The organism is Catenibacterium sp. GCM10023432 (assembly GCF_042651925.1).
Taxonomy (GTDB): Bacteria; Bacillota_I; Bacilli_A; order Erysipelotrichales; family Coprobacillaceae; genus Catenibacterium; species Catenibacterium mitsuoka.
The window spans coordinates 1-22,142 of the sequence record NZ_JBHSEB010000002.1 but is presented as its reverse complement, the minus strand read 5'-3'; the positions used below and the strand labels follow the sequence as shown (position 1 = coordinate 22,142).

At 34.7% G+C, this 22,142-nt stretch carries 22 protein-coding genes and 7 tRNA genes; 19 read left to right on the top strand and 10 right to left on the bottom strand.

Annotated features, from left to right (window positions below; translation table 11 throughout):
• Positions 1-40: 40 nt before the first annotated feature.
• Positions 41-439, bottom strand: coding sequence for a hypothetical protein (locus tag ACFOZZ_RS00920; RefSeq protein ID WP_022425527.1), 399 nt, complete (start codon positions 437-439; stop codon positions 41-43).
• Between the two features lie 106 nt (positions 440-545).
• On the opposite strand from ACFOZZ_RS00920, the gene ACFOZZ_RS00915 reads away from it, so the two are divergent.
• The 3 genes from ACFOZZ_RS00915 (at position 546) to ACFOZZ_RS00905 (ending at position 2,008) form a co-directional block, all read left to right on the top strand.
• Positions 546-1,409, top strand: coding sequence for an aldo/keto reductase (locus tag ACFOZZ_RS00915; protein ID WP_376814510.1), 864 nt, complete (start codon positions 546-548; stop codon positions 1,407-1,409).
• A 198-nt stretch (positions 1,410-1,607) separates the two neighbouring features.
• Complete coding sequence (locus ACFOZZ_RS00910; protein ID WP_286696824.1) at positions 1,608-1,793, top strand: hypothetical protein; 186 nt, start codon at positions 1,608-1,610, stop codon at positions 1,791-1,793.
• Positions 1,763-2,008, top strand: a complete 246-nt coding sequence (locus tag ACFOZZ_RS00905) for a hypothetical protein (protein WP_055289517.1) — start codon at positions 1,763-1,765, stop codon at positions 2,006-2,008. The genes ACFOZZ_RS00910 and ACFOZZ_RS00905 overlap by 31 nt, the downstream gene beginning before the upstream one ends.
• 76 nt (positions 2,009-2,084) lie before the next feature.
• Here the strand turns inward: ACFOZZ_RS00905 and ACFOZZ_RS00900 are convergent.
• From ACFOZZ_RS00900 to ACFOZZ_RS00870, 7 genes are all read right to left on the bottom strand, one after another.
• A tRNA-Gly gene (locus ACFOZZ_RS00900) sits at positions 2,085-2,158 on the bottom strand.
• Positions 2,159-2,193: 35 nt separating this feature from the next.
• A tRNA-Glu gene (locus ACFOZZ_RS00895) sits at positions 2,194-2,269 on the bottom strand.
• Between the two features lie 2 nt (positions 2,270-2,271).
• A tRNA-Asn gene (locus tag ACFOZZ_RS00890) sits at positions 2,272-2,346 on the bottom strand.
• A gap of 16 nt (positions 2,347-2,362) precedes the next feature.
• Positions 2,363-2,436: transfer RNA gene (locus tag ACFOZZ_RS00885), tRNA-Gly, on the bottom strand.
• A 6-nt stretch (positions 2,437-2,442) separates the two neighbouring features.
• Positions 2,443-2,527 (bottom strand) — tRNA-Tyr (locus ACFOZZ_RS00880).
• A gap of 2 nt (positions 2,528-2,529) precedes the next feature.
• Positions 2,530-2,605 (bottom strand) — tRNA-Thr (locus ACFOZZ_RS00875).
• Positions 2,606-2,630: 25 nt separating this feature from the next.
• Positions 2,631-2,706 (bottom strand) — tRNA-Val (locus tag ACFOZZ_RS00870).
• Positions 2,707-2,923: 217 nt separating this feature from the next.
• Between ACFOZZ_RS00870 and ACFOZZ_RS00865 the strand changes: the two genes are divergently transcribed.
• The gene (locus ACFOZZ_RS00865; protein ID WP_055233231.1) at positions 2,924-3,508 is read left to right on the top strand and encodes an MBL fold metallo-hydrolase; all 585 of its coding nucleotides are present in this window, start codon (positions 2,924-2,926) and stop codon (positions 3,506-3,508) included.
• 37 nt (positions 3,509-3,545) lie between these two features.
• Here ACFOZZ_RS00865 and ACFOZZ_RS00860 read toward each other — a convergent pair whose 3' ends face one another.
• Positions 3,546-4,670, bottom strand: coding sequence for a sensor histidine kinase (locus tag ACFOZZ_RS00860; RefSeq protein WP_270467968.1), 1,125 nt, complete (start codon positions 4,668-4,670; stop codon positions 3,546-3,548).
• Positions 4,667-5,362, bottom strand: a complete 696-nt coding sequence (locus ACFOZZ_RS00855) for a response regulator transcription factor (RefSeq protein ID WP_022424738.1) — start codon at positions 5,360-5,362, stop codon at positions 4,667-4,669. Before ACFOZZ_RS00855 ends, ACFOZZ_RS00860 begins: the two co-directional genes overlap by 4 nt.
• Before the next feature lie 156 nt (positions 5,363-5,518).
• Between ACFOZZ_RS00855 and ACFOZZ_RS00850 the strand changes: the two genes are divergently transcribed.
• The 15 genes from ACFOZZ_RS00850 (at position 5,519) to ACFOZZ_RS00780 (ending at position 21,996) form a co-directional block, all read left to right on the top strand.
• Positions 5,519-7,120: a CTP synthase gene (locus ACFOZZ_RS00850; protein WP_055233229.1), complete on the top strand. Its 1,602-nt coding sequence runs from the start codon at positions 5,519-5,521 to the stop codon at positions 7,118-7,120.
• 57 nt (positions 7,121-7,177) lie between these two features.
• Positions 7,178-7,657, top strand: coding sequence for a 2-C-methyl-D-erythritol 2,4-cyclodiphosphate synthase (ispF, locus tag ACFOZZ_RS00845; protein WP_055233228.1), 480 nt, complete (start codon positions 7,178-7,180; stop codon positions 7,655-7,657).
• A 117-nt stretch (positions 7,658-7,774) separates the two neighbouring features.
• Positions 7,775-8,551: a DUF5011 domain-containing protein gene (locus tag ACFOZZ_RS00840; RefSeq protein WP_055233227.1), complete on the top strand. Its 777-nt coding sequence runs from the start codon at positions 7,775-7,777 to the stop codon at positions 8,549-8,551.
• Entirely contained in the window at positions 8,548-9,117 is a 570-nt protein-coding gene (locus ACFOZZ_RS00835) for a rhomboid family intramembrane serine protease (protein ID WP_215656883.1), read from the top strand. Before ACFOZZ_RS00840 ends, ACFOZZ_RS00835 begins: the two co-directional genes overlap by 4 nt.
• Entirely contained in the window at positions 9,114-9,542 is a 429-nt protein-coding gene (locus ACFOZZ_RS00830; RefSeq protein ID WP_376814509.1) for a YaiI/YqxD family protein, read from the top strand. Before ACFOZZ_RS00835 ends, ACFOZZ_RS00830 begins: the two co-directional genes overlap by 4 nt.
• Positions 9,532-10,350, top strand: a complete 819-nt coding sequence (locus ACFOZZ_RS00825) for a Cof-type HAD-IIB family hydrolase (RefSeq protein ID WP_055233224.1) — start codon at positions 9,532-9,534, stop codon at positions 10,348-10,350. Before ACFOZZ_RS00830 ends, ACFOZZ_RS00825 begins: the two co-directional genes overlap by 11 nt.
• Complete coding sequence (locus ACFOZZ_RS00820; RefSeq protein WP_055233223.1) at positions 10,343-10,522, top strand: DUF4250 domain-containing protein; 180 nt, start codon at positions 10,343-10,345, stop codon at positions 10,520-10,522. The genes ACFOZZ_RS00825 and ACFOZZ_RS00820 overlap by 8 nt, the downstream gene beginning before the upstream one ends.
• A 103-nt stretch (positions 10,523-10,625) precedes the next feature.
• A complete protein-coding gene (ilvA, locus tag ACFOZZ_RS00815; RefSeq protein WP_055233222.1) occupies positions 10,626-11,828 on the top strand; it encodes a threonine ammonia-lyase in 1,203 nt (400 codons plus the stop codon).
• Between the two features lie 110 nt (positions 11,829-11,938).
• Complete coding sequence (gene ilvA / locus ACFOZZ_RS00810) at positions 11,939-13,141, top strand: threonine ammonia-lyase (protein WP_376814508.1); 1,203 nt, start codon at positions 11,939-11,941, stop codon at positions 13,139-13,141.
• An 86-nt stretch (positions 13,142-13,227) separates the two neighbouring features.
• On the top strand, positions 13,228-14,094 hold the full coding sequence (locus ACFOZZ_RS00805; RefSeq protein WP_055233220.1) for an ROK family protein: 867 nt from the start codon (positions 13,228-13,230) through the stop codon (positions 14,092-14,094).
• Positions 14,095-14,318: 224 nt separating this feature from the next.
• Positions 14,319-15,386 carry a carbamoyl phosphate synthase small subunit gene (locus ACFOZZ_RS00800; protein WP_055233218.1) on the top strand — a complete coding sequence of 356 codons (1,068 nt, stop codon included), beginning with the start codon at positions 14,319-14,321 and terminating at the stop codon, positions 15,384-15,386.
• Position 15,387: 1 nt separating this feature from the next.
• Entirely contained in the window at positions 15,388-18,585 is a 3,198-nt protein-coding gene (carB, locus tag ACFOZZ_RS00795; protein ID WP_278780283.1) for a carbamoyl-phosphate synthase large subunit, read from the top strand.
• Positions 18,586-18,684: 99 nt separating this feature from the next.
• The gene (locus ACFOZZ_RS00790; protein ID WP_278780284.1) at positions 18,685-19,233 is read left to right on the top strand and encodes a LemA family protein; all 549 of its coding nucleotides are present in this window, start codon (positions 18,685-18,687) and stop codon (positions 19,231-19,233) included.
• Positions 19,233-20,918, top strand: a complete 1,686-nt coding sequence (locus ACFOZZ_RS00785; RefSeq protein WP_320803493.1) for a DUF2207 family protein — start codon at positions 19,233-19,235, stop codon at positions 20,916-20,918. Before ACFOZZ_RS00790 ends, ACFOZZ_RS00785 begins: the two co-directional genes overlap by 1 nt.
• A gap of 73 nt (positions 20,919-20,991) precedes the next feature.
• Positions 20,992-21,996 (top strand): ComEC/Rec2 family competence protein, encoded by a 1,005-nt coding sequence (locus ACFOZZ_RS00780; RefSeq protein WP_376814507.1) that lies wholly within the window; start codon positions 20,992-20,994, stop codon positions 21,994-21,996.
• The last annotated feature ends 146 nt before the right edge of the window (positions 21,997-22,142 follow it).

Genomic DNA, 22,142 nt, shown 5'->3' with positions numbered 1-22,142 from the left:
TGAGTATATCATAGGAGAAACGAACACGTCAATAGTTATCTTAATATTTTGATAATGAAAATGCAGAAATTTTTTTGTCTTTAAAGGTAAACTTAATTTGTATATTCTTCTCTTTATATTTATAGGTTATTGTACCTTTTCCGTTATTGTAATGGTTAGAAGTAGGAGAAGAATAAGTATGCTTTACTGTAGAATAATCAGTCCCAACAGTAATATTATTCTTAAGTTTATACTTCTTAGTAAAGAGAGTGATTGTTTGGATTTTTCCATCCTTTTCTGAATATTGAATATTAGAATCAAATAAAGCATCTGACATCTTTGATGCACTCACACCAGGATAGACCTCTTTATTCTTATAAATGACTGTATAGTCCTTTATATCAGTTTGAGCACTACATGCACATAATAAGAGACATAGTAATAATAGAATCTTTTTCATATGTATACCTCCTTGTCTTTATATTAGAACTTTAATAAGAAATTGCAAGAGAAGTTTGACAGGGAGTAACTACCGTCTAGTACAGTAAGTGTAGGAGGTATTCGTTATGGAATATGTAAAATTAAATAATGGCATAGAAATGCCACTCATCAGTTTTGGAGTCTATCAGATTCCTAAAGAAGATACTAAGAGATGTGTCTTAGATGCAATTAAGTCAGGATATAGAGGCATTGATACAGCACAGAGCTACTTCAATGAAAGTGAAGTAGGAGATGCGATTGTGGAATGTGGTGTACCTAGAGAAGAACTCTTTATTACTACTAAAGTGTGGATTGATCATTATGGTTATGAAGAGTGTAAGGCTTCAGTAGAAGAATCATTAAGAAAACTAAAAACAGATTATTTAGATTTGTGTTTGCTTCATCAGCCTTTTAGTGATTATTATGGTGCTTATCGTGCTTTAGAAGAATTATATGCGGAAGGTAAAATTAAAGCAATTGGTGTTTCTAATTTCTATCCTGATCGTTTGACAGATATTTGTATGTTTGATAGAAAGGTTATTCCTGCAGTGAATCAAGTAGAAGTCAATCCTTTTAATGCACAATGGTGTGCTCAGGAAAACATGGAAAAACATGGTGTAAAGATGGAAGCATGGGCTCCATTTGGTGAAGGAAGAAATAATCTATTTACTAATGAAACATTAGTTTCTATTGGTAAGAAATATAATAAGAGTTCTGCCCAGGTTATGTTGAGATGGCTTATTCAAAGAGGTGTTATTGTTGCCTGCAAGTCTACTCATATTGAAAGAATGCAGGAAAATATCAATGTCTTTGATTTTGAATTAACAGAAGAAGACATGAATTCTATTAAAACATTAGATACTAGTAATAGCTTATTCTTCTCTCATAATGATCCTAATATGGTTGAATGGTTCGACAAGATTGTGAAAGAAAGAAGAACTAATGAATAGTGAACTATCTCGACTTAATACTCCGTATTTGAAGTCAAGGTAGTTCACATGACAAAATTAAATATGGATCTACATCTAACAGGTGTCGCATGATTGTATGTGACATAAGAGAATATTTATAATGTAGAAGCCGAGGTATTTCACTAAAATTGTGTCGATAATTTTTTGGTGTCTATATGTATAAATACAAAAGGGACAATGAATTATAAGTATATTGCACCTAATACGCATATTTATCGTTTAAAGAATAATCAACTCAAATGTATCTATTCTACAAATCGCAAGTTAGTCTATAGAATGCTTCCAATGGAAAGTGGAAATCTTGCATTTACTGAAAGTGACACCATTCCAGCTTGGAATCCTCAATATCATACATATATTTAGATACAAAAACAATTAAGAAGAAAGCAGGAATTAATATTGATGAAATTATGGATGTAACACAGTATGCTTGTTTTAGTTCTTCTCATCAGATTATTCTTCTTGGGCGCAATAATAAACATCAAGGTATATATACATATGATGTTGATTCAGGTAAAACTGAATTATTGTATGAATCTAAAAATGAATTAATTAATAGTTTTGAATTATTAGAATAAATGAAAATACCCACAGCTCGTAACTGTGGGTATTTAGATAATAAAAAAATAGACCTTAGTCTATCTTCTAATCGTATGGAGCGGGTGATGGGAATCGAACCCACGTAGTCAGCTTGGAAGGCTGAAGTTCTACCATTGAACTACACCCGCAAATGAAAACGATCTTTCGATCGTATTTTGAGAAATGGTGACCGGTACGGGATTCGAACCCGTGAATGCATGCGTGAAAGGCATGTGAGTTAACCGTTTCTCCAACCGGCCACTGGCGCTTGAAGAGGGATTTGAACCCCCGACCGATCGGTTAACAGCCGATTGCTCTACCGCTGAGCTATTCAAGCACTTTTAAATATAAAATGGAGCGGGTGATGGGAATCGAACCCACGTAGTCAGCTTGGAAGGCTGAAGTTCTACCATTGAACTACACCCGCATGGAATGGTGGGGAGGGACGGATTCGAACCATCGAACTCGTAGAGAACTGAGTTACAGTCAGCCGCGTTTAGCCACTTCGCTACCTCCCCACTGGTGCCGACTAGAGGAATTGAACCCCCAACCTACTGATTACAAGTCAGTTGCTCTACCAATTGAGCTAAGTCGGCGTGTGTTGCTAAATTTTAATAAAAATGGTGGAGGTTAACGGGCTCGAACCGCTGACCCTCTGCTTGTAAGGCAGATGCTCTCCCAACTGAGCTAAACCTCCAATATTCTTGGGATATACCGGCCATTAGACCGATGCTTAAGTGTTAGTGCCATATCCCAACCAAGCACGCTCATATAATATACCAAGTGTTATGCGATTCGTCAACAGGTTTTTACAATTTTTTTAACTAAATTTAATTTTTTTATTTTTTGCCATTCTATCGCACTGTGCAATAAGAAAAGTTATAATTGAATAAGTGATAAAGGAGATATAAAAAATGGCAGAATTATTGTATCAAGGACATGGAAGTTATCGCATTGTGTCTAATGAGGGTGTAGTGATTTATGTTGATCCTTATGCAGGTGAAGGTTATGAGATGCCTGCAGATATTGTGATTGTAACGCATGAACATAGTGATCATAATCAGGTTGATCTTGTCACATTAAAAGATGATGGTGTGATTTTAAGACATGGAGATTTATTTGTGGATGGTGAATATCCTATTAAGAAGATCAAGAAAGTAATGATTGAAGGAACACCTGCAGAAAATAAGAATCATACAAGAGAAGAATGTGTTGGTTTTATTATGACTGTAGATGGTATTACATTATATGGTGCAGGAGATACAAACTATTATCCTGAAATGGAAAGCTTCAATGATTTAGATTATGCATTATTACCAGTAGATGGTATTTATAATATGAGTGCACAGGAAGCGAGTCGTTGTGCACATGTGATTGATTCTCGTTATTTTATTCCTATTCATACTTCACCTACTCAATTATATGATGAAGATATTGCGAAAAGCTTTAAGTCACCTCATGCTTTATATATAAAGCCAGGTGAAAGGTTGAAATTATAGTCCAAAATGAAAAGACCACTTGATGTGGTCTTTTATGTTAGTTCTGATCGAAATATCTGTTGAATTTGACGATGAATGTTGTAATTTGATCATCACTTGTAACAGAAATATCACCATGATGAAGGTCTACTATATTCTTAGTGATTGCTAGTCCTAAGCCAGTACCACCTGTTTTAGAGTTTCGTGATGAGTCTGTACGAAAAAATTTATTAAATAGAAGTGGGATATCCTCTGGTGCAATAGTATCACCATGATTGATGACTTTAACAGTTGCATATTTCTCATCACCGGATACTTCTATCTTTAAATCGGTGTTATGATAGCCATACTTGAGTGCATTAGAAATAAGATTATCAAATACACGGGCTAATAACTGACCATCTCCCTGAACATAGATATTCTCTTCAGGTAGATCTACTATTGGTGTAATATTACAGTCTTTAAATGAAGGATAGAACTCGTCTGTCATCTGCATGATTAATCCAGATAGATTAATCATACTCTTATTCAACTTGATATCTGCATTATCAAGTTTAGTGAATTCAAAGAGGTCATCCATCATTTCCTGTAGACGTATTGATTTCTCATACGCAATGCCAGAATACTTATGTACATCTTCTTTAGATAAAGCTGTATCATCTTTAATCAACTCAAGATATCCTACAATAGTTGTAAGAGGTGTTCTCAAGTCATGGGCTACGTTTGTGATTAATTCATTCTTTTGTCTTTCTGCATTACGTTCTATATCTAATGCAGCTCTTTCTTTTTCTTTTAGCTTTTCACTTTCTTTTTCTTTCGCAAGCAATGTTTTTGATAAGACATTGATGTTTGCAGCAAGAGAACCTAATTCATCATCATATTCTACTTCACACTGTACACCATAATTACCACTTGTTACCTGCTGGATAGAACGTCTCAGCTTTCTAATATATTCAATTGTAAAATCAATCAGTTTAAAGAAGATTTCTACAAAGACAATAAAAGAAATCGCATAACATAATGCATAACGCATTTCATTAGGTACCGCAATAGGAATAATTCTATCGAATATAATTCCTAGAATAGAATAAATAAGAAATGCGACAAGATAACTTAATGTAATATTAATCAACAAACGCCATTTAAAAGAAGAAATAAACAGCTTTCTTAGTTTCTGCATCATAATTCGAACTTATAACCAATGCCCCAGACAGTAATAATATGTCTTGGCGTACGTGGCTGTCTTTCAATCTTTTCTCTTAGTTTTCTAATATGTACCATGATGGTATTGTTGGCATGTGTTGCTTCTTCATGCCATATTTTTGTATAGATATCTTCAGTAGAGAATACTGTACCAGGATGTGAGGCAAGTAATACTAAGATTTCATATTCAATCTTAGTCACAGCTACTGGACGATTATCTACAGAAACCATCTTCTTATTTGTATCAATAAGAAGGTCGTTGGCCTGAATAATAGAATTATCTACACCAATAGGCTTACTATATACCTGATAACGTCTTAATTGTGACTTAACACGTGCCACTAATTCCATTGCATTAAAAGGTTTTGCAATATAATCATCAGCACCCTTTAATAATCCTTCAATCTTATCCTGATCTGCTGTCTTAGCTGATACAAAGATAACGGGGATATTGTACTTTTCTCTGATCATCTCTAATGCCTGTAAACCATCTACCCCAGGCATCATCATATCTAGAATTACAAGGTCAATCTTGAACTTTTCAAGATCACGTAATAATGTATAGGCATTATAACGCTTTTCAACATGATAACCTTCTTGACTTAAATAAATTTCAATAAGATCACAAATTTCTTTTTCATCATCAATAACTAATATACGAGGTGTTTCCATATGTTTATCCTCCCAAGCCATATCATAATATAATTGATTAATAAAATAAAGAAAAGAATTGCATGCGACGGGGGAATTTGCTATAGTTGTAAAGGGCACAAACGGGTCTTCCGTAGGTGTCTTTTTTTGTTTAATATAGAGAAAGAGGTGAAGAGAATGGCAAAATTCATATTTGTCACAGGTGGTGTCGTATCAGGTCTAGGAAAAGGTTTAACAGCTGCATCTTTAGGTAGAATATTAAAACAAAGAGGATTAAAGGTATTCATGCAGAAACTTGATCCTTATATCAATGTGGATCCAGGAACTATGTCTCCTTATCAGCATGGTGAAGTTTATGTGACAGCTGATGGTGCAGAAACAGACTTGGACTTAGGTCATTATGAACGTTTTATTGATGAAGACTTAAACAAAAACTCTTCAGTGACAACTGGTAGAGTATATAGCGATGTAATCTCTAAAGAAAGAAGAGGAGATTATTTAGGCGCAACAGTGCAGGTTGTTCCTCATATCACAAATGCGATTAAGGACAAGATTTATGCTGCAGAAGAATCTTCTCAGGCAGATATCGTTATTACAGAAATCGGTGGTACTGTAGGAGATATCGAATCATTACCATTTATTGAAGCAATTAGACAGGTAAGACTCGATAGAGGCTACAAGAATACTCTTTATATACATACAACTTTACTTCCATATATTGGTGCCAGCCATGAAGTAAAGACTAAACCAACACAGCATAGTGTTAAGGAATTATTAGGATATGGTATCCAGCCAGATATTATCGTATGTCGTAGTGAACATACTATTTCTGATGAATTAAAGGACAAGATCTCTTTATTCTGTAATGTTCCTAAGGAAGCTATCATCTCTAACTATGATGTAGATGTTCTTTATGAATTACCAGTAGAATTATTAGATCAGCATATGGATGATGTTGTACTTGATCATTTAAGAATTGAAGCTCCTGAAGCTGATTTCACTGAATGGCGTGAATTAGTTGAAAGAGTTAAGAACTTAAAGGATACAGTTAAAATCAAGATGGTTGGTAAGTACTGTGAATTCCCAGATGCTTACTTATCAGTCAATGAAGCATTAAAACATGCAGGTTATTATGCAAATAGTGAAGTTGAAATTGACTGGGTTAACTCTGAAGAAGTAACTAAGGAAAATATCGCTTCTAAGCTTGCAGATGCTGATGGTATCTTAGTACCAGGTGGATTTGGTAACAGAGGTGTTGAAGGTATGATTGTTGCTATCCAGTATGCAAGAGAACATGATATTCCATTCTTGGGAATCTGCTTAGGTATGCAGTGTGCTTCTATTGAATATGCAAGAAATGTATGTAAACTTGATGATGTTAACTCATTAGAATTCGATAAGAACTGTATGACTCCATTAATTTCATTAATGCACGATCAGTCTTTAGAAAACATGGGTGGTACTCAGAGACTTGGTAACTACACTTGTGAATTAAAAGAAGGTACAATTGCGCATAAGTTATATGGAAAGGATCTTATCCAGGAAAGACATAGACATAGATATGAATTCAATAATACATATCGTCAGATGTTAGAAGATGCAGGACTTGTTATCTCTGGACGTAATCCAAAGAGAGATTTAGTAGAAATCGTTGAAGTGCCTAACCATCCATATTTTGTTGCATGTCAGTTCCATCCAGAATTCAATTCTAGACCAAATAGAGCACATCCTCTATTCCAGGGACTTATAGATGCAGCACATAAAAAGAAATACAATTAATACATTGGCATGAGGGTAACCTCATGCCTTTTGTGTTACAATAAAAGGCATGGAGGTATGGTTATGCGTATAGGACAGTCAATAGATATTCATCAATTAGTAGAAGGAAGAAAGCTTATTCTAGGTGGTGTGGAAATTCCTTATGAAAAAGGGTTGAAGGGACATAGTGATGCCGATGTTCTTCTACATGCGATTATTGAATCAATCATTGGGGCATTAGGTGAAGGAGATATTGGTAAACATTTCCCTGATACAGATGATCGCTACAAAGGTATTTCTTCAATGATTTTGTTAGAAGAAACATATAAGCTGATGAATGAAAAAGGTTATAAGATTGGTAATGTGGATGCGATTATTATGACAGAACAGCCAAAGATGGCACCTCATATATCTGCAATGAGACATAATATTGCGAAAGCACTTCATTGTGATGTGACACAGATTAATGTGAAAGCCACTCGTGGTGAAAAGCTTGGTTTTGTAGGAAGAGGAGAAGGAATCGTTTCTCAGGCAGTCTGTTTACTTGAAAATGTGTAATAGTTATGTAATTTTTAAACAAGGTGATGTTTCGCATCATCTTTTTTGTCAATCAGATATCTTTTATAGTATAATGGAGAAACGAAAGAGGTGATACTAGTGAAATGGAGGAACAAATTGATTACTGTCATTTTACTATTATTTATTTTCCTTGAATTATTTTCTATTTATAAGATTGTGACTATGGCAACTTTTGAATTGAAACAGACAGTATTTACTTATGAATTAGGACAGGAAGTATCACAGAATATAGAGGATTATGTTATCTGTCCAGATAGAATAAAAAAATCACTTACTTTAAACTTAAACCGTGTGAATTTGAATAAAGTAGGTAACTATAATGCAAGTATTGAATATGCAGGACGTGACTATGATTTTAAGATTAAGATTGTAGATACAAAAAAACCAACAGTAAAACTTAAAAAGCTTGTTTATTATGTAAATCCTAATCAGCCGCTATATGCAAAAAATACAGTCGCTGAAGTCAATGATGCGTCTTTAACACAAATCTATTTCTTAAAGAAAGAAAATAGTGAAGAACTTGTGAAAGAGAAAACATATGAAAAAGTAGGTACATATATTGAACGTGTTGTAGTAAGAGATGAACAAGGTAATACATCTTTTCCAATGCGTATTAAAGTGATTGTAGCCAATGAGTTGGTTGTTCCTGTGATTAAAGGGGCAGAAGATAAAGTCATTCATTTAGGTGATAACTTTAATGCAAGAGAAGGTGTTATAGCCTATGATAATGAAGATGGTGATTTAACAAATAAAATTGTTGTCACAGGTAAAGTACAGACTAATACTGTAGGACGTTATACTCTAACATATACAGTCACTGATAGTTCTAAGAATATGGCTAAGGTTACAAGAGTAGTGGAGGTTATTGAATGATCACATATATCTTTATGGCGATATGTATAGCAGTTTTTGTCTATATTAATTATTTTTCTAAGGATAATAAAACTTCAGAAGCAATGCATTTAGGTGCTTTATATACACCTTATGTAAAAAATAGAGGAGAATATTGGCGATTTATTACATCTGCCTTTATTCATACAGAATTTCTTCATTTATTTATGAATATGTACTGTATTTTCTATTTAGGACGTTTGTTTGAAACAATACTAGGTCCAGTACGTTATTTAATACTTGTCTTAGTTTCTATTGTAATGAGTTCATTGGCTACTTATTACTATTCTTTTAGAGATTCTAGTGTGGATAACTCTATCACAATTGGTGCAAGTGGTTTATTCTATGGCTTTTTAGGAGCTATTATTGGACTAGGTTTATTTAAAGGTGGTGCTTTCTTTGATTTATTAAGAGGCTATTTACCTTGTATTGCGATTAACCTTGCCTTTACTCTTATGAATTCTCGTATTTCTAAGACAGGACATGTAGGTGGATTAGTTGGTGGATACCTCACTATGTATATTATGTATCTCTTAAAAGTGATATGAGAATACTAATTGATGGAGATGCAACACCAGATATTGAAAAAATCGCTTTTTTGTGTGATAAATATGATATAAAGATGATAGTGTATTGTGATATGAATCATTTCTTTGATTATGAATCAGTTATTATGTGTGATCAGGGAAATGATAGTGTGGATTATGCTATTTTAAAATATGTGAAGAAGGGTGATCTAGTGATCACACAGGATTATGGTGAAGCAGGTATGCTTCTTACAAAAGGTGCGATTGTTGTTCATCCTTCAGGGTTTATTATTGATTCTAATAATATAGACTCTCTTTTAATGACGCGCTATATCAATGGAAAGATGCGTAAGCATCAACTTGTCAAAGGACCAAAGAAACGTACACAAGAAACAAGAGAGAGATTTTTAAAAACAATAGAAGGGATTATATCAAATGAAATATAAGTTAATTGCATTAGATTTAGATGGTACATTAAAGAATTCAGAAAATAAAATTACTGACGAAACACGTAAGACACTTATTAAAGCACAGCAGTTAGGTGCAACAATTGTACTTGCATCAGGTAGACCAACACCTGGTTTAAGACATGAAGCAGCCGCACTTGAATTAGAAAAGTATGAAGGTTACTTATTATCATTCAATGGTGCTAAGGTAATGGATGCGAAAACAAGACAGACTATGTTTGAACAGCGTTTGACTGTTGAACAGGCTAAAAAAGCATATGATGAAGCAAAGAAACATAATCTTGCGATTATGACATATTATGATGATGCTGTTTATACTGAAGATGTAGATGATCAGTATGTGAATATAGAAGGACATATTAACGATATCGAAATTAAAAAGGCTGAATCTTTTAAATCAATTTTAAGAGATCCTATTAATAAAGTATTATGTACAGGTGATCCCGAACATGTGGCTTCTGTATTAGAAGACTATAAGAGTGCATTCCCAGGCTTAAGTATTTATCGTTCTGCACCATTCTTTATTGAAGTTATGGCACCAAATATCGATAAAGCAGCTTCTTTAGATAAGCTAGTAAAGATGCTTCATCTTACAAAAGAAGAAGTGATTGCCTTTGGTGATGGATTCAATGACTTATCACTCATTGAATATGCAGGCTGTGGTGTCGCTATGGCCAATGCAGTAGATGAAGTGAAAGAAAGAGCCGATGTTGTCACTTTATCAAATGATGAAGATGGTATTGCTTATATGTTGAAGAAACTAGAGGAGGAATTAAGAGATGAGTGAAATGCCTAAAGATCCAGTGATGTTACTTAGCTGGTTAAATATGAAACTGAGAGATCAATATGAAGATCTTGCAGATTTATGCTATGACTATCATATTCCTATGCAGGACGTCGTGGATAAGATGGAAGCTATTGGTTACCATTACACATACAAATCAAATCAGTTCAAATAAGAGTGTATAAGCACTCTTATTATTTTGCTTAAAATTTGTCTTATTTAGAACAAAAATAACGCGATAACGTTAAAAATATAAATATATGGAGGAAAAATGAAAAATGTTAGAGCTAAAAGATTTTGAAGAAGCAAAAAAGAGAGTAGACGAAGTGATCATTCCAACACCTTTGATCTATAGTCCAGCGTTCTCTAAAGAGTGTAGAAATATGGTTTATATCAAACCAGAAAACTTACAGAGAACAGGCGCATTTAAAATTAGAGGTGCTTATAATAAAATCATGAAGATGGATGATGAATCTAAGTCTAGAGGACTTATTGCCTCAAGTGCAGGAAACCATGCTCAGGGTGTGGCTTATGCCGCACAGCAGCTAGGTGTTAAGGCTACAATCGTTATGCCTGCCCATACTCCACTTATTAAAGTAGATGCTACTAAGGCATTAGGTGCTGATGTTGTACTTCATGGTGAAGTCTATGATGATGCATATAATAAAGCAGTTGAATTGCAGAAGGAACATGGATATACATTTGTACATCCATTTGATGATGAAGATGTCATTGAAGGTCAGGGAACCATTGCCTTAGAAATCCTTAAAGAATTACCAGATACAGATATTATTCTTGTACCAGTTGGTGGAGGAGGATTGATTTCAGGTATTGCCTGTGCCGCAAAACTTATTAAACCAACAGTTAAGATCATCGGTGTAGAACCAGAAGGAGCTGCAAGTGCTCTTGCTGCCATTAATGAAGATCGTGTTGTATCATTAAATGAAGCAGTGACTATTGCGGATGGTACAGCTGTTAAGACAATTGGTAAAACACCTTTTGAATATATTAAACAATATGTAGATGGTATTATCACAGTCAGTGATTATGAGTTAATGGATGCATTCTTAGTATTAGTAGAAAAACATAAGCTTGTAGCTGAAAACTCAGGTATTCTTTCACTTGCTGCATTAAAGAAACTCAATGAAAAGAATAAGAAGGTTGTCTCACTCATCTCTGGTGGTAACATCGATGTACTTTCTATCTCTTCTATGATCAATAAGGGACTTATTGAAAGAGGTAGAATCTTTTCATTCTCATTACAGCTTCCAGATAGTCCAGGTCAGTTAGAGAAGGTGGCTCATATTCTTAATGAATGTAATGCGAACGTTGTGACTGCAGATCACAACCAGTTCAAGAATTTCGCAAGATTCTCTGAAGTAGAATTAAGAGTGACATGTGAAACAAATGGTGAAGCGCATATTGTATCTATTATTGAAACATTTAAAAAGAATGGATTTGAAATACAGCGTATCAACTAAGGAATAGCAATCAGCTATTCCTTTTTTATAAAATTAAGCAAATATTTAGTTTTAATAGAATAATAATGGTGCTATAATGTGAAAAACAGATTTTTGAGAGGGGGATTTAAGTGTTAGAACTAAAGAATTTTGAAGAGGCAAAGAAGAGAGTGAATGAAGTCATTCTTCCTACACCTTTGATTTATAGCCCAGCTTTTTCTAAAGAAAGTAGAAATACTGTTTATATCAAACCAGAAAACTTACAGAGAACAGGCGCATTTAAAATTAGAGGTGCTTATAATAAGATCATGAAGATGGATGATGAATCCAAGTCTCGAGGACTTATTGCCTCAAGTGCTGGAAACCATGCTCAGGGTGTGGCTTATGCCGCACAGCAGCTAGGTGTTAAGGCTACAATTGTTATGCCTGCCCATACTCCACTTATTAAAGTAGATGCTACTAAGGCATTAGGTGCTGATGTTGTACTTCATGGTGAAGTCTATGATGATGCATATAATAAGGCAGTAGAATTGCAGAAGGAACATGGCTATACATTTGTACATCCATTCGATGATGAAGATGTCATTGAAGGTCAGGGAACCATTGCCTTAGAAATTCTCGAAGAATTACCAGATACAGATATTATTCTTGTACCAGTTGGTGGTGGAGGATTGATTTCAGGTATTGCCTGTGCCGCTAAACTTATTAAACCAACAGTTAAGATTATCGGTGTAGAACCAGAAGGAGCTGCCAGCGCCCTTGCTGCCATTAATGAAGATCGTATCGTTTCCTTAAATGAAGCAGTGACTATTGCGGATGGTACTGCAGTTAAGACAATTGGTGAAAAGCCTTTTGAATATATCAAACAATATGTAGATGGTATCATCACAGTCAGTGATTATGAGTTAATGGATGCATTCTTAGTATTAGTAGAAAAACATAAGCTTGTAGCTGAAAACTCAGGTATTCTTTCACTTGCTGCATTAAAGAAACTCAATGAAAAGAATAAGAAGGTTGTTTCACTTGTATCAGGTGGAAACATCGATGTACTTTCTATTTCTTCCATGATTAATAAGGGACTTATTGAAAGAGGTAGAATCTTCTCATTCTCAGTACAGCTTCCAGATATTCCTGGACAGTTAGAAAAAGTTGCACATCTATTAAATGAATGTAATGCGAATGTTGTAGCGGTTGATCATAACCAGTTCAAGAACTTCGCAAGATTCTCTGAAGTAGAATTAAGAGTGACATGTGAAACAAATGGTGAAGCACATATCGATACAATAATTGAAACATTTAAACAGAATGGTTTAGATATTCATCGTGTTAACTAGGGAATAACGTAACGTTATTCCTTTTTTTATCTATTTTACTATTTTGCATTTCTTTTGTGATATCCTATAGATAGGAGGTGATGCATATGTTACTAGGAATTGATGTAGGAGGTACTTCTGTCAAATACGCAACATGCGATGAAAAGGGTCATTTATTTGATAAGGGGTCATTTAAAACACCTGATACTTTAGAAGACATGTATCAGGCTATTGAAACTATTTATAAAGAAAGAGATGTTGATGGTATTGCGTTAAGTATGCCTGGGGCTGTTGCAAGTGATGAAGGTGTGATTTATGGTGCGTCTGCTATTGACTATATTCATGGTCCTAATATAAAGAAGGATCTAGAAGAAAGATTACAGACACGTGTAGAATTAGAAAATGATGCCAACTGTGCAGCACTTGCAGAAGTATGGCTAGGTGCCGCTAAAGATAATCAGGATTGCTGCTTTGTCGTATGTGGTACAGGTATTGGTGGTGCTGTGGTTAAAGATAAGAAGATTCATAAGGGACAGCATCTTCATGGCGGTGAATTTGGTTATATGATCAATAACTTTGATGCAGATTCACTTGAGTTTAACAATTGGTCTCTTGATTCTACAGTTGCAATCGTCAAGGGTGTAGAAAAAGAACTAGGTGAGACATATGATGGACGTTATATCTTTGATCATGCCAACGAAAATGAAGTATTTAAGAAGTATGTCAATCGTTTCTATTATGCTCTTGCAGTAGGTATCTATAATATTCAATATTCTTATGATCCAGAAGTGATTATTATTGGTGGGGGCATCTCTGTAAGAGAAGATATGATTGATGAAATCAATAATCGTTTAGATATCATTATAGACAAGGTTGAACCAGCACGTATTAAGCCTGTTGTAAAGAAATGTGCTTTTGCGAATGATGCCAATATTATAGGTGCAATCTACCACTATTTGACAACTTCAAAATAGTAAAATAAAAATTTTTGAGTATTCATTTTTTGCTTGCTTACAATCTTAATATCGTTTATACTACAACAGAAGGAGTGAGAATATGAACGCAAACACAATTATGACAACTTCAGTTTTCGCAAACGTGTTTCTTAAGGGTTCTTATTTTCATTTTTTAGATTTCTTATTTTAAGGACATATCATCTATTGGTGATATGTCTTTTTCATAATTGAGGAGGTTGACTATGAAAGCTTATTTAATTTTAGAAGACGGACATGTGTTTGAAGGGGAAAGCTTTGGATATGAAAAAGAAGTCATAAGCGAATTTGTCTTCAATACTTCAATGACTGGTTATGTAGAAGTGTTGACAGACCCATCTTATGCAGGTCAGAGTGTTGTAATGACTTACCCACTTATTGGTAACTATGGTGTATGTTTAGAAGATCAGGAATCTGAACACCCATATGTTGAAGGATTTGTAGTAAACGAATTATCACGTTTAGGATCTAACTTTAGAAAGAATGAAGATTTAAATGATTATTTAGTACGTAATCATATTCCAGGTATCCAGGGAATTGATACACGTGCACTTACTAAGTTACTTCGTAATGATGGTTGTATGAATGGTATGATCACTACTCATAAGTATGAAGTAAGCGAAGTCATCGACAAGATTAAAGCATTCAAGGTACAGGGTGTTGTAAAGGCATGTACATGTAAAGAAAAACATACTGTTGGTACAGGCAGAATGAAAGTTGCTTTATATGACTTTGGTGCTAAGCATAATATTGCGAATGAATTAGCAAAGAGAAACTGTGAAGTGACAGTATTCCCAGCTACTACACCTGCTTCTGAAGTATTAGAAGGTAACTTTGATGGTATTATGTTAAGTAACGGTCCTGGTGACCCAGCTGAAGTAACTGATATTATCGCAGAAGTGAAGAAATTATCAGAAAGCGGTATGCCAATTTTCGCAATTTGTCTTGGACATCAGTTAATGGCTCTTGCTCATGGCTTCAAGACAGAAAAATTAAAATATGGACATCATGGTGCAAACCATCCAGTTAAGGATTTAGACACTAACCGTGTTTATATCTCTACACAGAACCATAACTATGTTATCAAGGATGATTCAATTGATCCTGCAGTGGCTAAGGCTTGGTTTAGAAACGTAAATGATGGCACTATTGAAGGTGTTGAATATTTAAATAAGAATATCAAAACTGTTCAGTTCCACCCAGAAGCAAATGCTGGACCTAGAGATACTGAATATTTATTTGATGAGTTTATTAAGATGATGGAGGGAAAGTAGAATGCCTAAGAATAAAGATATAAAAAAGGTTCTTGTTATTGGATCAGGACCAATTATTATTGGACAGGCAGCTGAATTCGACTATGCAGGTACTCAGGCTTGTCGTGCATTAAAAGAAGAAGGAATTGAAGTCGTTCTTATTAACTCTAACCCTGCAACAATCATGACTGATAAGGATATTGCAGATCATGTTTATATTGAACCTTTAACAGTTCCTGTTGTTAAGAACTTAATCTTAAAAGAAAAACCAGATTCAATCTTGCCAACACTTGGTGGTCAGAATGCCTTAAATATTGCAATGGCACTTGCTGATGAAGGTTTCTTAGAAGCACATAATGTACGTACTATCGGTACTGATACAACTACAATCAAGCTTGCAGAAGACCGTCTTGAATTCAAGGAATTAATGGAAAGAATCCATGAACCAGTGGCTGCTTCAACAGTTGTTAACCATGTAGATGATGCATTAGAATTTGCTGAAAAGATTGGTTATCCAGTAGTAGTAAGACCAGCATATACACTTGGTGGTACTGGCGGAGGTATTGCTGAAACTCCTGAAGAATTACATGATATCTGTTCTAATGGTTTAAGATTATCACGTGTATCTCAGTGCTTAATTGAAAGATGTATTGCCGGTTGGAAGGAAATCGAATACGAAGTAATGAGAGATGGCAATGGTAACTGTATTACAGTATGTAATATGGAAAACGTTGACCCAGTAGGTGTTCATACTGGTGACTCTATCGTAGTAGCTCCTTCTCAGACTTTAGGTGATAAAGAATATCAGATGTTAAGAAGCTCTGCTTTAAACATCATCACTGCATTAAATATCAAGGGTGGATGTAACGTACAGTTCGCATTAAACCCAAATTCTTTTGAATATTGTGTTATCGAAGTTAACCCACGTGTCAGCCGTTCTTCAGCTTTAGCTTCTAAAGCAACTGGTTACCCTATTGCGAAGTTAGCTGCTAAGATTGCATTAGGTTATTCACTTGATGAAATCGTGAACGCTGTAACAGGTAAGACATATGCTTCTTATGAACCAACATTAGACTATATTGTATGTAAGATTCCTAAATGGCCATTCGATAAGTTCTATGGTGCATCAAGAAAACTTGGTACACAGATGAAGGCAACTGGTGAAGTTATGGCAATTTGTAATAACTTCGAAGGTGCTTTAATGAAAGCATTACGTTCACTTGAACAGAATGTATTCTATTTATCAATTCCTGAAATGGAAGGTAAAGATACAGAATACTTAAGAACTAAATTAAAAGATGTAGATGATCAGAGAATCTTCGCAGTAGCCGAAGCATTAAGACAGGGCATTACTGAAGAAGAAATCCATAATATCACTAAGATTGATTCATGGTTTATTGATAAGATCAAACATCTTGTAGAAATTGAAAATAAATTAAAGACAGAGGAATTAACTCCAGAATTATTAAAGGCTGCTAAGAGAGTTGAATTCCCAGATAGAGTTATTGCAGACTTAACTGGTAAAGATAAGAATGAAATTCATGATTATCGTTTAGAAAACAATATCACTGCCGCATTCAAGACAGTTGATACTTGTGCTGCAGAATTTGATGCTGAAACTCCATATTTCTATTCAGTATATGGTGGAGAACATGAAATTAAACCAGATAACACTCGTAAGAAGGTTATGGTATTAGGCTCAGGCCCAATCCGTATTGGACAGGGTATCGAATTCGATTATTGTTCAGTACATTGTGTATGGGCATTAAGAGCTGCTGGCTATGAAACAATCATCGTCAACAACAACCCAGAAACAGTTTCTACTGACTTCGACATTGCTGATAGATTATACTTTGAACCACTTACTCAGGAAGATGTTCAGAGCATTGTTGAACTTGAAAAACCAGATGGCGCAATCGTTCAGTTTGGTGGTCAGACAGCTATTAAGTTAACTCAGGACTTAATGGATATGGGAGTTCCTATCCTTGGTACTTCAGCTGATAGCGTAGATGCTGCAGAAGATAGAGAACGTTTTGATGAAGTCTTAGAAAAATGTGAAATCGATCGTCCTAGAGGGGCAACAGTATTTACAGTAGATGAAGCATTAGAAGTTGCGAATAAATTAGGTTACCCAGTACTTGTACGTCCATCATATGTACTAGGTGGTGCAGGTATGGAAATAGCCTTAAATGATGGTGATATCAAGAAGTTCATGAAGATCATCAACCGTCAGTTCCAGGAACATCCAATTCTTATCGATAAGTACTTATCAGGTAAGGAAGTAGAAGTAGATGCTGTATGCGATGAAAACGGCGTACTTATTCCTGGTGTTATGGAACACGTTGAAAGAGCTGGTGTTCATTCTGGTGACAGTATCTCAGTATATCCACCACAGAAGATCAAGCCTGAAATCAAGAAAGTTATCTGTGACTATACTCAGCGCTTAGCTAAAGCACTACACGTTATTGGATTAATCAACATCCAGTTCATCGTATATGAAGATGAAGTTTATGTAATCGAAGTAAACCCAAGATCTTCTCGTACAATTCCATATATCTCAAAGGTAACAGATATTCCAGTAGTAGATGTTGCAACTAAGGTTATCATGGGTCATTCAATCAAAGATCAGGGTTATGAATATGGTTTACAGCCAGAAAAAGAAACTGTTGCAGTTAAGATGCCAGTCTTCTCATTTGAAAAGATCAAGGGTGCTGAAATTTCACTTGGCCCAGAAATGAAATCTACAGGTGAAGTATTAGGTATCGCAAAGACATTTGATGAAGCAATCTATAAGGCATTCATTGGAACAGGTATCAACTTACCAAAGAAGAAGAATATCATCTGTACAATCAAGGACAGCTCTAAAGAAGAATTCTTACCAATCGCTAAACAGTTCTATATGTTTGGATATGATCTTTATTCAACAGAAGGTACTTATAACTTCTTAAAGGAACATGATGTACCAGTTCATAGAGTTAACAGAATTACGGAAAAGTCTAACACAATCTTTGACTTAATGTTAACTGATACTGTTGACTTAGTTATCGATATTCCTACAAGAAATGATAACTTAAAGGATGGTTTCTTAATCAGAAGATTTGCAGTTGAAGCAGGTATCCCTATCTATACATCATTAGATACAGCACATGCATTAATCAACTGTCTAGAAAAGAGACATCAGGGTCCAACTTCATTAGTTGATATTACAAAATTAAAGTAATAAACACCTTAAGGTTATGATTTTACATCATAGCCTTTTTTGATGTATTTAAATGTAATTGTTGATATAATTGATTATGTATAAAAGGAGGAAATAATTATGGGTTTAATTATTGCTGTAGTAGTGGTTGTATTAATTGTTTTATATACAATCACAACATATAATGGACTTGTTAAGTCTAGAAATAAGTGTCGCGGGGCATGGGCACAGATTGATGTTCAATTAAAAAGACGTGCAGATATGATTCCTAATATTGTAGAAACTGTAAAAGGTTATGCAAAGCATGAAAAGGAAACACTTGAAGGAGCTATTCGTGCAAGAAACAGTTATGTAACTGCTTCTACACCAGAAGAACAGCTTAAGAATGCTGGTGAATTAGAAAGATCATTAAGTCGTTTAATGATGCTTCAGGAAAGTTATCCTGATTTAAAGGCTAATACAAACTTCATGTCTCTACAGAATGATTTAAAGGAAACTGAAGATAAGATCAGTTATGCAAGACAGTTCTATAATGATGATGTTAAACAGTATGTGAATAAGTTAGAAATGTTCCCTTCTAATATCATTGCTTCAATGTTCCACTTTGAAAAGATGAACTTCTTTGAAGTGGATGAAGCATCTAAAGAAGTACCAAAGGTACAATTCTAATGAAACGCTTATTATCATTTCTTACAGTTTTATTGCTGTTAATGCCAACGACAGTTGATGCATCAAGCACAAAAGTAAACAATATTGGCATTACCTGCCAGATTGATCAAAATGGTACAGCAACATTTGTAGAGAAATGGGATATGGATGTATCGGAAGGGACAGAAGGCTACAAAATATTCAATGGTATGGATGATCAGCCATTGACACTTATTGGTGTCACTGATGATCGTGGGGTAACATACAAAAATATCGGTACATGGGATTCTGATGTTTCTAGAGAATCTAAGATTAATAAATGTGGTTTGATTAAAGATGGCGGCCACTATGAGTTGTGCTTTGGTCTAGGTGATTATGGGACACGTTCTTATACAATGGTTTATCAGATTGAGCATTTTGTGAATCAGTATAAGGACCAACAGGGTATTAACTATGCTTTTATTAGTGATATGTCATTGGATGTTGCAGATGTCACAATTCATGTGACTGGTATTACACCCTATAGTAAAGAGAATGCGAAAATCTGGGCATTTGGTTATTCAGGTAGTGTGAATTTTGATAATGGTGGTGTTATTTTAAAAACAGACTCGTTAGGTAGTAATAAGATGCAGTTATTAATGGGTCTTGAAAGTAATTCTTATACATCACCTAATAAACGTCATGCAAGTGAAAAGTTTGAAGATGTTGTGAAGGACGCAAAAGAAGGATCTAGTTATTCTGGTGGCATGTCAAAAGTAGCGAAGATTATGCTCTTTATTTTCATCATCTTTGTGATTGTAATGGTTATCTTTGTTATAGCTGCTGTTATTGTATTCACGGATTCGGGTGTTGTATTTGAGAATGGACGTACAATCAAAGGTAAAGAAGCAACTCCATTTAGAGAAATTCCATGTAATAAAGATATATTCTTGTTCTATTATCTAGCTAAAAAGCTGGATATTATCGGTGATGATGAGAGTCGTGAAAACCTGGTGTCTGGATTTATCTTGAAATGGGTACGTGATGGTATAATCACAATTAGAGAAAAGGAAAGCGGCGCAATTGTCAAGAAAAAGAATTATGATATGTATCTTGATATAGATGCAAAGTTTGAGAATAAGCAGGAAACAGCACTTTATAAGATGTTTATTCTTGCGTCTAAAGAGGGTGTTCTTCAAACAAAAACATTTCAGAAATGGTGCAGCAAACATTATAAGAAGATAGATGATTGGTTCGCTAAAGTGGATAATGTCACAGAAAATTTTATGAATGAGAATGGTTACGCAAAAACAGCGACTATTTATAAACGCTTCTTATTCTGGAATATTCCACGTGATCGTACGGTATGGACAGATAAAGCGTACGATCAATGCCTTTATGTATGGGGATTTAATAACTTCCTTGATGATGAAGACAATATGAAAGAAAAAGCAGCCATTGAAGTTAAACTTTGGGATGAATATCTCATCTTTGCAGCAGTACTTGGCATTGCAGATCGTGTAGAAAAACAATTGAAGGTTGTGATTCCTCGTTATGAAGAAACAACAACTTACAATAATTTCCCAATTTATTACTATACCCATACATTTGCACATAATAGTATGAGTGCAGCTTCTTCAGCTGCAAGCGCAGGACAAGGTGGTTCGTCATCATTTAGTGGTGGTGGAGGCGGCTTCTCCGGTGGCGGAGGCGGCGGTGTCCGTTAGAGGCAGGATTTTTCCTGCCTTTTTTTCTTGTAGAAGAAAAATAGTTGTCTATAATGAGTGACAGGAGGAATTTATGAAGAAGCTATTTAGTATATTCTTATCAATGATACTTATCACGGGTTGTAGTACAACTTCTACACCGGATAAAGAAGTATCAAACAATATTAAATCTCAAGTCACTTATATTAATGTAGGGCAGGGGGATTCAACACTTATTCAAAATAATAACCAAACAGTTCTTATTGATGCTGGACATGGTGATGGATATGAAAATGCCAGCTTGAATTATTTAAAAGAACACTATATCAATACACTTGATGCATTAATCCTAACGCATTGTGATGCGGATCATATAAATGATGCAAAGAATATTATTTATCAGTTAAATGTAAAAAAGATATATATGTCTAGTAGAACCTCTTCTTCCTATACATATATGAAACTATTAAATGCAATTAAAGAGAAGAAAAAGAATATTACTGTGCCTAAGGTAGGAGATACCTTTCAGGTAGGTGCAGGTTCTATTGAGTTTATTGGTGTCGGTGAAGGGGCACAGAACAATAATGACTCATCTTTATGTATGAGATATGATGATGGTTATCATCGTTTTGTCTTTACTGGTGATGCTGCAGAATCAATGGAAAAGAAACTAAACAAAGTACAATGTGATGTATTCCAAGCAGGTCATCATGGTTCAGCTTATTCAAACAGCGATAATCTGTTATCTAGAATGAAGGCAAGTTATGTCGTAGTGTCTTGTGGTAAAGACAATATGTATGGTCATCCTCATAAAGAAGCATTACAAAGATTTTCTAGATATGATATGGTGGTCTATCGTACGGATGAATTAGGTACAATCCGTTGTGTTTCTAAGAAGAATAAATTGACCTTTAATGGTAAAGAAGAAATCACGACTACTCAAACAACACAATATATAGGATCTAGAAATACTAAGAAGTATCATAGAGAAGATTGTCAGTATGTAAAAACTATCAGTGATAAGAATAAAGTCTATTTTAGTTCTTCACAAGTAGCACAAAAAGAAGGCTATATTCCTTGTAAGGCATGCAATCCTTAATGCATGCTTTTTATAATATTCAGGGATAAAAAAAGGGTATAAAATAAGAAAAATAATTTTTTTGAATTTTCTTCATAAAACACTTTACAAGTGTCAGTATTTTAGGTATTATAGACAGGCAGTCCGGGAGACGGGCTGAGACAGAA